The organism is Brevibacillus composti (genome assembly GCF_016406105.1).
GTDB classification, from domain to species: domain Bacteria; phylum Bacillota; class Bacilli; order Brevibacillales; family Brevibacillaceae; genus Brevibacillus; species Brevibacillus composti.
This window is the reverse complement of sequence record NZ_CP066308.1, coordinates 1,900,648-1,915,444: the sequence shown is the minus strand read 5'-3', so window position 1 is coordinate 1,915,444 and position 14,797 is coordinate 1,900,648. Positions and strand designations below refer to the sequence as shown.

Annotated in this window: 15 protein-coding genes; all 15 read right to left on the bottom strand. The window is 54.1% G+C overall.

Translation table 11 applies throughout. The annotated features are described in order from the left end of the window. Positions 1-24: 24 nt before the first annotated feature. Complete coding sequence (locus tag JD108_RS09965) at positions 25-1,443, bottom strand: flagellar assembly protein A (protein ID WP_198829663.1); 1,419 nt, start codon at positions 1,441-1,443, stop codon at positions 25-27. 84 nt (positions 1,444-1,527) lie between these two features. Next, the gene (locus tag JD108_RS09960) at positions 1,528-2,316 is read right to left on the bottom strand and encodes a FliA/WhiG family RNA polymerase sigma factor (RefSeq protein WP_198829662.1); all 789 of its coding nucleotides are present in this window, start codon (positions 2,314-2,316) and stop codon (positions 1,528-1,530) included. A gap of 17 nt (positions 2,317-2,333) precedes the next feature. After that, positions 2,334-2,720, bottom strand: a complete 387-nt coding sequence (locus JD108_RS09955) for a hypothetical protein (RefSeq protein WP_198829661.1) — start codon at positions 2,718-2,720, stop codon at positions 2,334-2,336. A gap of 2 nt (positions 2,721-2,722) precedes the next feature. After that, positions 2,723-3,208 (bottom strand): chemotaxis protein CheD, encoded by a 486-nt coding sequence (locus JD108_RS09950; protein ID WP_198829660.1) that lies wholly within the window; start codon positions 3,206-3,208, stop codon positions 2,723-2,725. Continuing rightward, positions 3,195-3,821, bottom strand: a complete 627-nt coding sequence (locus JD108_RS09945) for a chemotaxis protein CheC (protein WP_198829659.1) — start codon at positions 3,819-3,821, stop codon at positions 3,195-3,197. The genes JD108_RS09950 and JD108_RS09945 overlap by 14 nt, the downstream gene beginning before the upstream one ends. Positions 3,822-3,823: 2 nt before the next feature. After that, entirely contained in the window at positions 3,824-4,300 is a 477-nt protein-coding gene (locus JD108_RS09940) for a chemotaxis protein CheW (RefSeq protein ID WP_198829658.1), read from the bottom strand. A 16-nt stretch (positions 4,301-4,316) separates the two neighbouring features. Beyond that, positions 4,317-6,398, bottom strand: coding sequence for a chemotaxis protein CheA (locus JD108_RS09935; protein WP_198829657.1), 2,082 nt, complete (start codon positions 6,396-6,398; stop codon positions 4,317-4,319). A 19-nt stretch (positions 6,399-6,417) separates the two neighbouring features. After that, positions 6,418-7,527 (bottom strand): protein-glutamate methylesterase/protein-glutamine glutaminase, encoded by a 1,110-nt coding sequence (locus JD108_RS09930; RefSeq protein WP_198829656.1) that lies wholly within the window; start codon positions 7,525-7,527, stop codon positions 6,418-6,420. Positions 7,528-7,559: 32 nt separating this feature from the next. After that, positions 7,560-8,423, bottom strand: a complete 864-nt coding sequence (locus JD108_RS09925; protein ID WP_198829655.1) for a MinD/ParA family protein — start codon at positions 8,421-8,423, stop codon at positions 7,560-7,562. A gap of 5 nt (positions 8,424-8,428) precedes the next feature. Continuing rightward, positions 8,429-9,787 carry a flagellar biosynthesis GTPase FlhF gene (flhF, locus tag JD108_RS09920; protein ID WP_198829654.1) on the bottom strand — a complete coding sequence of 453 codons (1,359 nt, stop codon included), beginning with the start codon at positions 9,785-9,787 and terminating at the stop codon, positions 8,429-8,431. Further along, on the bottom strand, positions 9,784-11,826 hold the full coding sequence (gene flhA, locus JD108_RS09915; RefSeq protein ID WP_198829653.1) for a flagellar biosynthesis protein FlhA: 2,043 nt from the start codon (positions 11,824-11,826) through the stop codon (positions 9,784-9,786). Before flhA ends, flhF begins: the two co-directional genes overlap by 4 nt. Before the next feature lie 23 nt (positions 11,827-11,849). After that, positions 11,850-12,947 (bottom strand): flagellar biosynthesis protein FlhB, encoded by a 1,098-nt coding sequence (flhB, locus tag JD108_RS09910; RefSeq protein WP_198829652.1) that lies wholly within the window; start codon positions 12,945-12,947, stop codon positions 11,850-11,852. Further along, positions 12,944-13,726 carry a flagellar biosynthetic protein FliR gene (fliR, locus tag JD108_RS09905; RefSeq protein ID WP_198829651.1) on the bottom strand — a complete coding sequence of 261 codons (783 nt, stop codon included), beginning with the start codon at positions 13,724-13,726 and terminating at the stop codon, positions 12,944-12,946. The genes flhB and fliR overlap by 4 nt, the downstream gene beginning before the upstream one ends. Before the next feature lie 3 nt (positions 13,727-13,729). Next, complete coding sequence (gene fliQ / locus JD108_RS09900; protein WP_198829650.1) at positions 13,730-13,999, bottom strand: flagellar biosynthesis protein FliQ; 270 nt, start codon at positions 13,997-13,999, stop codon at positions 13,730-13,732. Positions 14,000-14,035: 36 nt separating this feature from the next. After that, a complete protein-coding gene (gene fliP / locus JD108_RS09895; RefSeq protein ID WP_198829649.1) occupies positions 14,036-14,797 on the bottom strand; it encodes a flagellar type III secretion system pore protein FliP in 762 nt (253 codons plus the stop codon).

Below are 14,797 nucleotides of genomic sequence, written 5' to 3'. Positions count from 1 at the left end.
CAGCTCCTTTGCCGAACCACTCGGTTAGAGGAGAGTCGCTGTCGTGATCTCCCCATTGACGACGAGGAAACGGGTACGAGGAAACTCCTGTTTGATAAAGCGAACCAGCTTGCCAAATACCATTTTAATGCCTGGGTACATCGTGTAGTACACGTCGATGGAAGCGGGAGAATCTCCTTCTAGCTCGGCCTCCACCTCTTTTTTTCGCGTTTCCAGCTGCTTCCCTTCCTTCTCCAGGATCAGCCTCGTATTCGTCAGCTTGATCTGCATGGCCTTCTTGTCAGGGGAAAGCTCGCCGTTGACTTGCAGCATGTGATTCAGCACGCCCAGCCCTTGATCGGTTTTGCGCAAATTTTCGTACACGACCTGGAGTTCCCGGTTCACCTCGGCCAGCTCCTGTCTCAATTCCGGCTTCACCCCTACTTCCAAAACGGTTGGAGTCGCGCTGGTATTGCCGATCACGCGGGCCTCGATTCTTTCCCCCGCCTGCAGCGTACCGCCGATGATGATGCCGCGGGGGCCGTTGCAGATAATCTGTTTCCCTGCTCGCACCTGGGAAAACATGATGCTCTGGGAGACCAGCACCTGATTTCCTGCCGTGACGTTTCCATTCTGAATAAAGGAGGTCCTGACATCATTTCCGGCAATCACATGCCCCTTATCCTGGGCAACAATCCCGCTTTTGATCTCGACAGAGCCGCCCGCTTCCAGTTCGGCTCCCTCGACGCTCCCGAGGACGCGTATGTCACCCGATGCTTTTATCCGAAATCCGGTCGGGATGTTACCGCGAATGACCACTGTTCCCACAAAATCGATATTCCCAATGCTAAAATCAACATCGCCGTTGACTTCAAACACCGGGAAAACGTTTACTTTCTCATTTTCTGTAAAGGAAACCTGGCCGTCGATCGCCGCGTAGAGCGAAGTTCTTTCCGCATTGACGACGACATTTTTTCCAGGCTTGAATACGGCTTCCTTCCCAGGGATAGGAACAATGGGCTCTCCGGTAACGGAAGTACCCGGTTGTCCGGGCGTAGGAGGAGTCCTGCGCGCCAGGAGCTGTCCCTTCACCACGTTGGGAATGCTGGTGATCGAGTAAAAATCGACGCGACCGTCATCCAGTTCCTTTGGACGTTTGTCCTCTTGGTTGATCTCATAAAACGTGTACTCAATCCTGCCGTCAACTCCCGGCATCGGCGGTGTTCCCACCGCAATCGTAACCGGATTGCCGATGAATTTGGCGGGACTCATACAGAGATCGCGAACGACGGACTCCAGGATGCCGTGCGTGATCTTATGCTCGCGCAGCGCAGCCCTTACGTCTTGTTCCGTAACCTCGATGGATGATCCTGCCACTTCATCCGCGACTACTACCATGATTGCCGCTTCCAACTTGTCCTGAGAGATTTTGATTTCCAGCTTGTACTTTCCTATAGCTTCCATCTTACATCCCCTCTCATACCATGGGCCTCTGCTCCCGTGTAATAGATCTCCCCATGCGATAAACACTTTCTCTCTCTATGCGGTTTACATCAATTGAGACTTCCATCTGGCCAGGGCAGAACGCAAGCGGAAAATCGCTTTGGAATGAAGCTGCGATATCCGGGACGGCGACAAACTCATCACTTCAGCGATCTCGGAGAGCGTTAACTCTTCAAAATAAAACAGCGAGACCACCAGGCGCTCTTTTTCTGGCAGTTTATCGATGACAGCCGTCAGCACTTCCTTCATCCCTGTCGATTCGGCGACCTGTTCAGGCCTCGGTGTCACTTCATCGACGATGTAGGAATGCCTGGGCGTTTTCTGCTCTTCTTCTTCCCCCACCGTCTCGTCGATCGAGATCATGGTGGAGAGAGATGTTTCGTAATAGACCTGTTGCAGATCCCTTTCAGAGATTCCGAGATAGGCGGAAACCTCTTGATCGGTTGGCGACCGGAGCTGTTTCTGCTCCAGTATGGTGTAAGCCTCCTCGATTTTCTTCCCCTTGTCACGGACTGTCCGGGGAATCCAGTCATTCTCCCGCAGCCCATCGATCATCGCTCCGCGAATCCGCCACATGGCGTATGTCTCGAATTGCAGGCCGCGTGTATGATCAAATTTGGCAAGCGCGTCCAAGAGACCGAAGCGGCCGTAGCTGACCAGGTCGTCCTTGTCCACATTAGCAGGCAGATTGACAGCCAGACGGTTTGCTACCTTGTCCACCAGAGGAAGGTATTGCGTGACCAGGTCGACTTCCGCATCACGGCTGCCTTCTTCCTTCCACATGACCCACTTATCAAATTGCTTCACTTTTTCTTGATTGGTTAGCCGTGCCACGATTCAGTCACCAACCTTTATTCATCAGTTAAACGCCTCACTACATCTGCGACGGTGGTGGGATCATAGTTGGGAGTAACTCTCCGAAACTGATCCAGTGCCAACGGGGTAAAACCTTCTTCCTCGTCCGAATCTTGATCCTCTTCAGCCGAAGGGACAGGACCTCCGGCTGCATCGGCTGGAGAGCCTACATTGGCCGGAGCGGCAGCCTCTGTGCGTTCAGAAGACCCCATGATTTTTGCGACGAGCCAACGTATCGGGAAAGCAGCAAGAAAAAAAAGGATAAAGGCATAACCTGCTCGCTCCAAGGACACGAGCCATACGTTGCCGGACAAAGCCGTAACCAGTGTAATGACGGAGGCGAGCGCACCGATTCCTGTATTGACCCACATGGTTCCTACCATTCCTATACTTCCTTCACACCTTGATTGACCGTTCGAATCTGCAGAATGCCGGTTGAAGAGTCGAACTCGATCGTCCTTCCGCAATTGCCCCCTGTATCCTCGGCGATGACTTTGATCTGCGCCTGTTTCAGCGCCTGCTTGCAAGCCTCCACATTTCTCGGACCGATCCGCATCGTGTCACTCTTGCCGAGAAACGCAAACATTTGGGCGCCGCCAGCCAACTTCGCCACCAGATTGGATGTGGTCGCACCGGCCAATTTCATCTCCTGGATGAGTCGAGGGATTGCCGTGTCCGCATATTTTCCGATGGCAATCTCCCCACCCTTTCCCAACGAGGATTCAGGCAGCATGACGTGGGCCATCCCGGCAACCTTATGCACCGAATCGTACAAGACGACGCCGACGCATGACCCTAATCCCGTAGTGCGAAGCCGATCCGGGGATTTGGCGACTCCAAGGTCCGCCATGCCAATTTTAATAATCTCCATCGAATGGTACTCCTAGTGAACGAAATAGTATCTTTAATGATTCCGGGTCCGGAATCAGAAAAAAGTGTCCCTGGACCTTTTCATTGCCTTCAAAAAAAGCGGTATCGATGGTGAGCGCGAAGTCTCCTGCTCGTCCCAGCTCCAGCAGTCCGTAGCTCAGGATCGCCCCGGCCATATCGACTGCCAGTGCAGGGACAGATGGCTGGAGATTCAGATTGGTAAAATCAGCAAGCGAAGACAAATAGGAGCCTGTCAGGATGTTCCCGACTTCGTGAAGAGCGGACACCTCCAGTTCCGTCCACTCCTCCACACTCTTCACTTCGCCAATCATCTGCTCCAATACATGCTCGGCGGAAGGCATGTCCAGGATAAAGAACATATTGCCCGGACAGTCGCCTTCTACTCTCAAAAACACGGTAACGACAATCGCTTCAGGTCCCCCAACACAGTTGGCCACTTCATCAAACGGGATGATGTTGACCTGCGGCACTTTCATGTCAATTTCCTTTTGGATCAGCTTGGATAGTGCCGTGGCCGCATGCCCTGCGCCGATGTTGCCGACTTCCCGCAATACGTCAAATTGAAAATCTCCAAACTTGGCGAAGTATTCCATCCCTATCCCTCGAAGGAATCAAGCTGTTTGATTTCTTCCGTGCTCAGAACCTTGTCGAGATTCAGCAGAATGAGCAGACGTTTTTCCAACTTGGCCACACCGCGCAGATATGCAGCCTCTACTCCGCCTACCACTTCCGGCGGCGGCTCGATCGCGTTCACCGGAATGTCGATCACATCATTGGCTGCGTCGACGATCAAGCCCACTTCCAGTTCTCCCACCGCGACGATGATGATCCGCGTCGATTCACTGTAGGCCGACTCCTCCAAGCCAAAGCGATTGCGCAAATCGATGATCGGCGTAACCACTCCGCGCAGGTTGATGACCCCTTTGACAAATGCAGGAGTGCGAGGCACGCGGGTGATGTGCTCCAGCTTCTCGATCGATTTGACTTGACCTACTTCGACTCCGTACTCTTCGTCTTTCAAACGGAAAACGATGACTTTTACTTCTCCGATGATTTCCTTTTGCTCGAGCATACGGCTGCCCCTCCTCTTACTTAATCAATGCGTTGCAATCGATGATCAGCGCCACTTGTCCGTCTCCCAGGATGGTTGCGCCCGAGATGGCAAAGACCTGTACCAGGTATTTCCCAAGAGATTTCAGCACGATTTCTTGCTGGCCGATAAACGAATCGACGACGAGACCTGCCATCTTTTCCCCTTTGCGGACGATGACCACAGCCACTTCGTCATCCTTTTCCTGTCCGTTGTCCGGTATCTGGAAGATGTCCTGCAAGGAAACGAGCGGCACGACTCTGCCGCGGAAGTCGATCACTTTCTGGCGATGGGCCATCATGATCTGATCTTTGCGGAATACAGCTGTTTCAATGATCGAGCTGAGCGGCACCGCGTATTTTTCATCCTGCACCTGAACCAGCATCGCAGAGATGATCGATAGAGTGAGCGGAAGCTGAATCAGGAAAGTCGTCCCCTGCCCGCGAACGGAATCGACGCTTACGTTGCCGCCGAGGGATTCGATCTTGGTTTTTACCACATCGAGGCCGACGCCGCGGCCGGAGATATCCGAGATCGTATCTGCTGTACTGAAACCGGAGGAAAACAAGAGCTCGAAGATCTGCCGATCGGCCAGGCTCTCGGCCGCGGCAGGAGTCACGATTCCCCGCTCCAAGGCTTTTTTCAATACCTTTTCCTTATTGATGCCGGCCCCGTCATCTTTCACTTCGATAAAGACGTGGTTGCCGCTGTGGAAGGCGCGAAGCTGTATAGTTCCTTCCTCCGGCTTGCCCGCCTTTTTCCGCTCCGCAGGCGACTCGATGCCGTGGTCGAGCGAATTGCGCAGCAGGTGAACCAGCGGATCGCCAATTTCGTCGATCACGGTACGATCCAGCTCCGTCTCCGCTCCGAATATTTCCAAATTCACTTTTTTGTTCAGGTCTTTTGCCAGATCGCGAATCATCCGCGGGAAGCGGTTGAATACCTGCTCGACCGGCACCATGCGCATGGTCAGAATGATATTTTGCAAGTCGCCGCTGATCCGGCTCATATGCTCAACCGTTTCCTGCAATTCGCTCTTGCCCAGCTCCCTCGCCAGCTGCTCCAGGCGGCCGCGGTCAATGACCAGCTCGCTGAAGAGATTCATCAGCACATCCAGTCTTTCGATATCGACCCGAATGGTTTTGCCTCCCGCCGTCACTTTTTTCGCAGGGGCATTGCTTGCCGCCGCTGCATTCTGTTTTTTCACCGCTTCCGCCTCAGGTGCTCCGGCAGCTACTGCAATTTGCTCTTCCGCCTGTTTGGCTTGCTGTTTGGCCTCCCGCATCTGGACCGGCTCGACGGCCACATCTTGAATCTCCGAAATATTCGTGATCGCCTTTTTGATTTTATCCGCCGGCTCCATCGTGACGAAGATCACTTCAAAAGTGAGGTCAAACCGTTCGTTTTCCAAATCCTGCACCGACGGGGTAGACTTGATGACTTCCCCCATGGACTCTAGCTGGTCAAATACCATGTAAGCGCGAGCAGCTTTGAGGAGGCAGTTTTCCTGCAGCGTGACTTTGATCCAAAACAGGTTGTTCCCCGCTTCTTCCGATTGCTTGAGGACGGTTAGCGCGAACTCATCCAGCTCATACTCGCGGTTGGTCTGATCGCCGGTGGCCTCAGCCGTCTCGGCCCCTGTCCGGACGCCTTCCCCGGAAGCTGCAGCCTTGTCGGAAGACGCCGTAGCCGCGGAAAAGTCTCCCGCAACAATGGCACGCAGTTTGGCGACCGGTTCGGAAACATCGGCGGACCCATCGCCGCCTTCCATGATATCCATTACCATGCCCTCGATCAGATCCACGCTCTGGAAAATGACATCCATAATATCGCTGTTGATTTTCAGTTTGTCGTTGCGAATCAAATCAAGCACATTCTCTGCTTCATGGGTCAGGCTGGCCATATCCTCGAAGCCCATCGTGGCGGACATGCCCTTCAGCGTGTGAGCGGAGCGAAAGATTTCGTTCACGATCGAAATGCGCTCGGGATCGCTCTCTAAAACGAGCAGATTTGCATTGATTGCTTGCAGGTGCTCTTTCGACTCTTCAATAAACATGTCCAAATATTGATTCATGTCCATGGTAATCCACCTCCCAAAATCAGTGCAGTAACTTACAGAGGGTATCTGCAATCGCGTTTAGCGGTACAACGTGGTCAGCGAGACCTGCCTGAATGGCTGTACGCGGCATTCCGTACACGACACATGTCGATTCATCCTCGACAATACTTGTCACAATACCCGCATCTTTCATCTTTTTCAGGCCCTTCGTCCCATCATTTCCCATGCCTGTCATGATAATTGCCCATTTGTCTACTTTTGTCAATCGGCTGACAGATTCAAAAAGAACGTCTACGGAAGGCCGGTGTCCCCCGCGGGGTTCTTGCTGGTGAAGTCTTGCCTGCAATCGTCCATTCACTTGTTGAACCTCAAAATGATAGCCTCCGGGAGCGATGTACGCTGTACCCGCTTCCAGCCACTCGCCATCGGTCACCTCTGTCACCCGGATGGCGCAAAGAGAGTCGAGGCGCTGTGCCAGCGATTTCGTAAAACCGGCAGGCATATGCTGAACGATCGCGATCGGAGCCGGCAGATCTGCCGGCAGAGCGGTCAAGACCGTTTGCAATGCTTTGGGGCCGCCGGTAGACGTCCCCAGCACCACCAGCTTCCCGGTATTCACCCCGCTCTTTCTCGGAACTGCTTCAAGATTCGGAGGACTTGTCATGGCAGGTGGCGCCGCCGCTTTCACAGCCGCGGACGGCGGGAGGACAGTGCGCGGCTCCGTCGTACTTGCTCGTTTGATCGCTTTTTGGGCGAGGGAAGCCGCCTTCACTCTTTCGACCAGGCGGTCGCCTACTTTATGTATATCCAGGGATATCGGTCCCGAGGGTTTCGTGACAAAATCGAATGCGCCCAATTCCAGCGCGCGAATCGTCGCATCTGCTCCCTCCCGGGTGAGGCTGCTCAGCATGACAACAGGTACCGGCTGGTGCTTCATCACCTGTTCCAATGCTTCCAGGCCATTCATGACCGGCATCTCGATATCAAGGGTGATCACATCCGGATTCAACTGTCTGGCTTTCTCCAGGCACTCGAGCCCGTTTCTCGCACGGTCAATCACTTCGATTTCCGGGTCGGCTTGCAGAATATCGGATATGACTTTGCGCATGAATGCTGAATCGTCTGTGACGAGAACTCGAATTTTTCTCAAGCGCGATCTCTCCCTTCCGAAGTCTGGTTGTCTTACTGTATCAGGCCCTTCAGCTTGTTGAGAAAGCCCTTGAAACCACCTGGTGTCCCGGTACTTCCTGCTGTGCTGCCCAGGTACTCAGCCACCAGGTTTCGGATGCTTCGGGATGCTGGCGATTGCGGATAGGCTAGCAGATAGGGTCGTTGCTGTTTCACTGCTTTGGTCACATGCTGGTCGTCCATGACATAGCCCAGCTTGCTGACTTCCATATCCAGGAAGCGTTTGGCTACCATGGCCAGTTTCTCCGAGGTCGCACGCCCTTCCTGCTCCGAGGTTGCCCGATTGATGACGAGGCGCACTTTTGTTTCCGGGTTGCGAGAGTGAATCATTTTGATCACGGCATAGGCGTCGGTTATGGCAGGAGGCTCCGGCGTGGTAACCAGTATCACTTCGTCGGACGAAAGCATAAATCGCAGCGACTCCTGAGATATTCCGGCACCGGTGTCAAAGATAATTGTGTCGGCGTAGCCATGAAGCGAATTCAGCTTTTGAAAGAGGATGTCCAGCTTCTCTGTATCCAACTGGAGAATCTGGGTAAATCCCGAACCGCCTGCGATAAACTCGAGATCGCCGGGACCCGTCTCCAGGATGTCCCACACGCTCGTCTCCTTTTCCAGAAGATGAAGCAAGTGGCGCTTGGGCGTTATGCCCATCAGGACATCCAGATTGGCCAAGCCCAAATCGACATCGAAGAGGATCGCCTTATGCCCTTTTTCACGCAGAGCGAGAGCAAAGTTCAGGCTGAAATTAGACTTCCCCACGCCCCCTTTTCCGCTCGTCACGGTTACCAGCCGTGTCTGGCGGGAGGGCTGACTCTGCTGCATCCGCTCACGGAGCCGTTTCGCTTGGTCATGCATACGATTCATTCTCCCATTATCATGTTCGCTATCAACCGGGGTGTTGCTACGATGATATCGTCCGGCACATTTTGACCCGTCGTTATATATGAGATCGAGAAGTTCGTCTCAGCAGCGACGTTGAGCATGGCTCCGTAGGCTTCCGTCTCGTCCGCCTTGGTAAAGATGACACGGGATACAGGGACATCCCCAAAGTTGCGGATGATCGTCCTCATATCGCTATACTTGGAAGCGAGACTCAGCACCATGAAGTTAAGGCTGTTTTGATCGGCGACGACCAACTCGCGGATCCCTTGGACGTATTCGTCATTGCGGTAATTTCGCCCCGCCGTATCCACAAAGACCAGGTCGCAGCCGCTCAGCCGCTCCATCGCTTGGGGAATTTCTTTAGGAGAAAACACCACTTCAAAAGGAACGTTCAAGATGTTGGCGTAGGTCTTCAACTGCTCGACCGCGGCGATCCGATAGGTGTCAGCCGTGATAAAGCCGATCTTTCTTTTCTCCTTCAGCATGCAATTGGCGGCCAGCTTGGCGATCGTCGTCGTCTTCCCGACGCCGGTCGGCCCGAAAAAGAATGCGTAGCGCACGTTGCTCTCGATCCCCACCGGTTCGATGACCGCTTTTTGCAAGGACTGGATGATCAGCTCTTCCGCCCGCTTGACGGCTTCAGCGGCTTCCCAGCCCGGCTCCGCTTCCATGATTAATTGACGGATAATTTCCGAGGCGGCTTCTTCGGTCACCTCCTGCTGAAGCAGTCGATCGCGAACTGTTTGGATCGGCTGCGGCAGTTGCTGCCGGGAATCGCTGGTCAGCAGCTTCTCAAACATCTGCCGCATATGGCGAACCTCTACTGCCAGCTGGTCGCTGCCCGCATGTGCCGCTGCAGCCGGTTTCCCTCCGGCCTCTTGGCTTCGGGGAGCCTGTGCAGCGTCCTCTTGATTAACCGTGCGGGTCAGAGCACTTTGCTCCCCCCCTTGCGCCGTGAGAGGCGCCCTCTCCCGCACCGTCACAGATCCCGCGTCTGCCAGGACGATCGGATCAGGCGGGGCCACCGTCTCTGCCACTGTATTTGCAAGTGCGTCGGCTGCCATGGATTGATAGGCGCGCTTCGCAGCAGTCGGGTTGGCGGCAGCGGCTCTGATGATTGGCTCCCGCGACGGTTGGGCTGGCGTCCGCTTTGGCTTTTCCGCTTCCTTCTCGTCCACTGCCGCGACGACCTCGATCTGCTGTTTGCCGAACAAGCCGAAAATGCCGCCCGTCTTGATGGGTTTGGAATTCAGGATGATGGCATCCTGTCCGAGGTCTATACGGATTTTGTCGAGTGCTTCCGGCATGGAGTCCACGATGTAGCGTTTTACTCTCATGAAATGTTCACCATCCCTACACTTTGCACTTCAACGTGCGGCTCCAGCTCACTGTAGGACAAGACGGGCACATCCGGCATCATCCGTTCCATCAGCTGACGCAAATACATGCGAATCGCCGGGGATGAGAGAATGATCGGCTGCTGTCCGGAATTGACCATTTTGCTGACCTCCGTTGACATGGTTTGGTAGATGCGCTGCGAGGTTTCCGGGTCGATGGCCAGATAGCTGCCCTGCTCCGTCTGCTCCACGCGTTCGGAAATGACTTTTTCCAGCCCGGGGCCAGCTGTAATGACCCGCAGCGGCTGTCCCGGCTCACTGTATTGCAGCGTGATCTGGCGAGACATCGCCTGCCGCACATACTCGGTCAAAACATCCGGATCTTTGGTGTACATCGCATGATCGGCCAACGCTTCGAGAATCACGACGAGATTGCGGATGGACACCTTCTCGCGCAGCAGTTTTTGCAGCACCTTTTGAACATCCCCGATGGACAGGGAGCCTGGAATCAGTTCGTCCACCAGCACAGGCGCCACTTCCCTGACATTGTCTATCAGTGCGCGGGTCTCTTGACGGCCCAGCAGTTCATGCGCATGCCGCTTGATCACTTCGGTCAAGTGCGTAGCCACGACAGAAGGCGGATCGACGACCGTGTAGCCAGACAGCTCAGCAATCTCCTTATTCTCTTCTGTTACCCATAATGCGGGAAGGCCAAACGCCGGTTCCACGGTTTCGATCCCGACGACCGAATCATCGTCGAATCCCGGACTCATCGCCAGGTAATGATCGAGCAGCAGCTCTCCGGATGCCACCTGGTTTCCTTTGATTTTGATCACATATTCATTGGGGCGCAGCTGAATATTGTCGCGGATGCGAATGACCGGCACCACGATCCCCATTTCCAAAGCAATTTGCCGGCGAATCATGATGACGCGGTCCAAGAGGTCGCCCCCCTGTTTGGCATCCGCCAGCGGTATCAGCCCGTAGCCGAATTCGAATTCGATCGGGTCTACCTGCAACAGATTGACTACGCTCTCCGGACTGCGCACCTCCGCCATCTGCTGATCTTCTTCCTGCTGTACGTTCTCTTCCCAGGCCACCTGCTGTTTTTGCGAGGTTTTCCAGCCGGCAAACGCCAGCAATCCTGCGACCGGCACCACAGGGAGCAGACCGATCGGCGTCAGCAGACCGAGGAGGAAGATCGCTCCTGCGACGATATACAGAAGGCGCGGGTAGCTGAACATCTGATTGGCGATATCCTCTCCCAGCCCTTCGCCAGAGGTAGCGCGGGTCACGATAATCCCGGTCGCTGTCGAAATCAGCAGCGCGGGAATCTGGCTGACGAGCGCGTCACCGACGGACATCGTCGTGAATTTGGAGGCCGATTCTGCAAAGCTCATGTCGTGGATGACCATCCCGATGATGAAACCGCCGATTATATTTACGATAAAAATGATGATACCTGCGATGGCGTCCCCTTTTACGAATTTACTGGCACCATCCATGGCTCCGTAGAAATCGGCTTCATCCTCGATTTTTTTCCGCCGCACTCGCGCTTCTGTATCGGTAATCATCCCGGCATTCAGGTCCGCGTCGATACTCATCTGCTTTCCGGGCATGGCGTCCAGCGTAAAGCGGGCAGCTACCTCGGCGACGCGCTCCGACCCTTTGGTAATCACAATAAACTGAATAATGACGAGAATCAGGAAAACAACGAAGCCGACGACTTGATTTCCACCGACGACGAAGCTGCCGAAGGCCTCAATCACCTTCCCCCCCTCGGCGTGCGAGAGGATGTTGCGCGTCGTCGAAACGTTCAGGGCCAATCGAAAAAGCGTCGTAATCAGGACAACGGTGGGAAAGATGGAGAACTGCAGGGTCTCTCGCGTGTACATGGATACGAGCAAAATAGTCAATGCCAGCGAGATGTTCAAAATGAGCAGCAGATCCAGCAGCTCAGAAGGCAGTGGGATTACCATCATGACGACGATGCTAATGACAAACAGGACTGTTCCGAGTTCTTTAAATTTGAATCCCACCGTGCACCCTCCTTTCTTTCGAGTTACTTCACTTTCCCTTGCAGCTTGTAGACATAGGCGAGAACTTCGGCCACTGCCTTAAACAATTCCTCGGGAATCGGCTGACCGATCTCCACCTGACTATATAAAGCCCGGGCGAGCGGCTTGTTTTCCATGGTTACAATCCGGTGCTTTTTGGCGACGTCCTTGATTCTGAGGGCCATGTAGTCCTGCCCTTTGGCGATGACCGTCGGAGCGTGCATCTCTTTCGCATCATAGCGGATGGCGACTGCGAAATGCGTCGGGTTGGTAATGACCACGTCAGCTTTGGGCAGCTCCTGCATCATCCGGCGGATGGCCATGCTGCGCTGACGCTCCCGAATTTTGCCCTTGACAAGCGGGTCCCCCTCGGACATCTTGTGTTCGTCTTTGATATCTTGCTTGGACATCCGGAGATTTTTCTCATGTTCGTACTTTTGGTAGGCGTAATCAAATACCGCCAGTATGAACAGAAGCAGTCCGATATACATGCCCAGCTTGGTTGCTTCCGCGCCGGCAAAAGAAATGGCTGCTTCCAGCGGCTGCAGGGAGAGTGTAGTCAATTCCTCCCGCACATCCCATAAAATCGTGTAGGCTACCAAAATACCGGCGCCGATTTTAAACAGCGACTTGCCCAGCTCTACTAGAGAGCGCAGACTGAACATTCGTTTGAAGCCTTGAATCGGATTCAGCTTCTCCAGCTTGAACTTCAGTGTTTCTGTCGTAAACAGCCAACCCACCTGCGCGTAGTTGGCCACCAAAGATACCACAAACACGGCTGCCAGCACGGGACCGACGATTTTCACCGCTTCCCAGCCGACCTTGGCCGTGATGATCCCCAGGTTTTCCTGATTCACCTGCCAGGTGCTGAAGGTGATCAGAGACTCGCGGAACAGATTCTGCATGGAGTGAAACATGCTGGAGCCGAGCGCTGTCAGTACCAGGAACACGGTCAATAGCCCGAAAGCCGGGGAGATGTCTGCACTTTTGACCACCTGTCCCTTTTTTCGCGCGTCCTGCTTCTTTTTCGGAGTCGCTTTTTCCGTCTTCTCACCGGCAAAAAACTGCAAATCGACAGGGTAGAAAAACGTGATTCGGTTCATCCTGTGCCTCCGAGAAGCTTCATCATCTCCGCAAAGGAACGAAACATTTTTTCAAACAAACCGCTGAGCGTCAATAAAAATGCGGGCATGACAACCATCAGCATCAAAAAGCTGGCAAGCAGTTTGATCGGCAAGCCGACGACAAAGATATTAAACTGCGGCACGGATTTGGCGATAATACCAAGAGACAGGTCTACGAGAAACAGCGAGACGACGATCGGGATCGCCATCATGAAGGCGCTGAGAAACATTTCGCGAAACACCTTGACGGCCATCCACATGACCTGCTCACTGCCAAATGCCGCCCACATGGTATCCAAGGGGATCGCCTGATAGCTGGAAATAATCCCGTGGATCAACATGTGATGGCCATTGATACTGAGGAAGTACAGCATCGCGAGCACATTTTTAAACTGACCGGTAAGCGGGACATAGGCTCCTGTACGCGGGTCAATGACGTTGGCCATAGCCAGTCCCATCTGCATGTCCATCATCCCGCCCGCGACCTGAACGGATACGTAGATCAGCTCGCAGATGTAGCCCAGAATGACGCCGACGAGCGCTTCCTTGATCACGTGCAGGATAAAGGTGAGGTCGAGGGGGACTGCCCCTTGCAGCGGCACAGAGCCGAAGCTGATGATTGCCATGAACAGGGCGAGACCCACTTTAAATTGATTCGGCACGCCTCTCTGGGAGAAGAACGGGGCCGATACAAAAAAGGCTGTTAGACGAACAAACACGAGCAGCAGCACAGGCAGATGAAGCATGAGCGATGCCATGGCTTATCCGACAAACTGATGAAGATTGCCAAAAATCCCCATCGCGAATTCCAGCATGACCCGCAGCATCCACGGACCCACAGCCAAAATCGTAATCAGAATCGCGACGATTTTGGGAATAAAGGCAAGTGTCTGCTCCTGGATCTGGGTGGTTGCCTGAAAAATGCTGACGAGCAAGCCTACCAACAGGCCGACACCCAGCGCTGGAGCCGCGATCAGCAATATGGTGTAAACTGCGCTTTGGGCCACTCTCATGAGTAACTCTTGTGTCACGTGCTCTCCCCTCCTCGCTCGGGTCATGTTCTTCGTCTAAAAGCTGGTCAAAAGCGATCTGACCACCAAGTACCAGCCGTCCACCATAATGAACAGCAGGATTTTGAACGGCAGTGAAATCATTACCGGGGGGAGCATCATCATCCCCATCCCCATCAGGATGCTCGCGATAATCATGTCAATGACCAGAAACGGAATAAAAATCATGAAGCCAATCTGAAATGCCGTCTTCAGCTCACTGATTGCAAAAGCGGGAACCAATGCCGTCAGCGGGATATCCTGTACCGTCGTTGGTCGCTCCGCCTTGGCGAACTCCAGAAACAGAGCCAGATCCTTCTCGCGCGTCTGCTGGGCCATGAATTCCTTAAACGGGATCACTGCTGCTGCAAATGCCTGCTCCTGCGACAGCTGCCCCTGCATGAACGGCTGGACCGCTGTATCGTTTACCTTGGCCAATGTCGGAGCCATGATGAAGAAGGTCATAAACAGGGCCAGCGCGATCAACACCTGATTGGGTGGCATTTGTTGCGTCGCCAGCGCATTGCGGACAAAGGACAGGACGACGACAATCCGCGTAAAACTGGTCATGAGCAGCAATATGGCCGGTGCGACCGACAGTACGGTCAAGATCAGCAGCAGCTGGATCGCCGAAGAGGTTTCCTGCGGCGTTCCCGTTCCGCCCCCGATTTTCAGATCAATCGACGGGACCAATGGCGGTTGGATAGGAGCCGCTTGCGCCATATCGGGCATGACGAGCAATGCAAGCGCGATCGCGATCAGCTGCAGTACGTGTTTCAT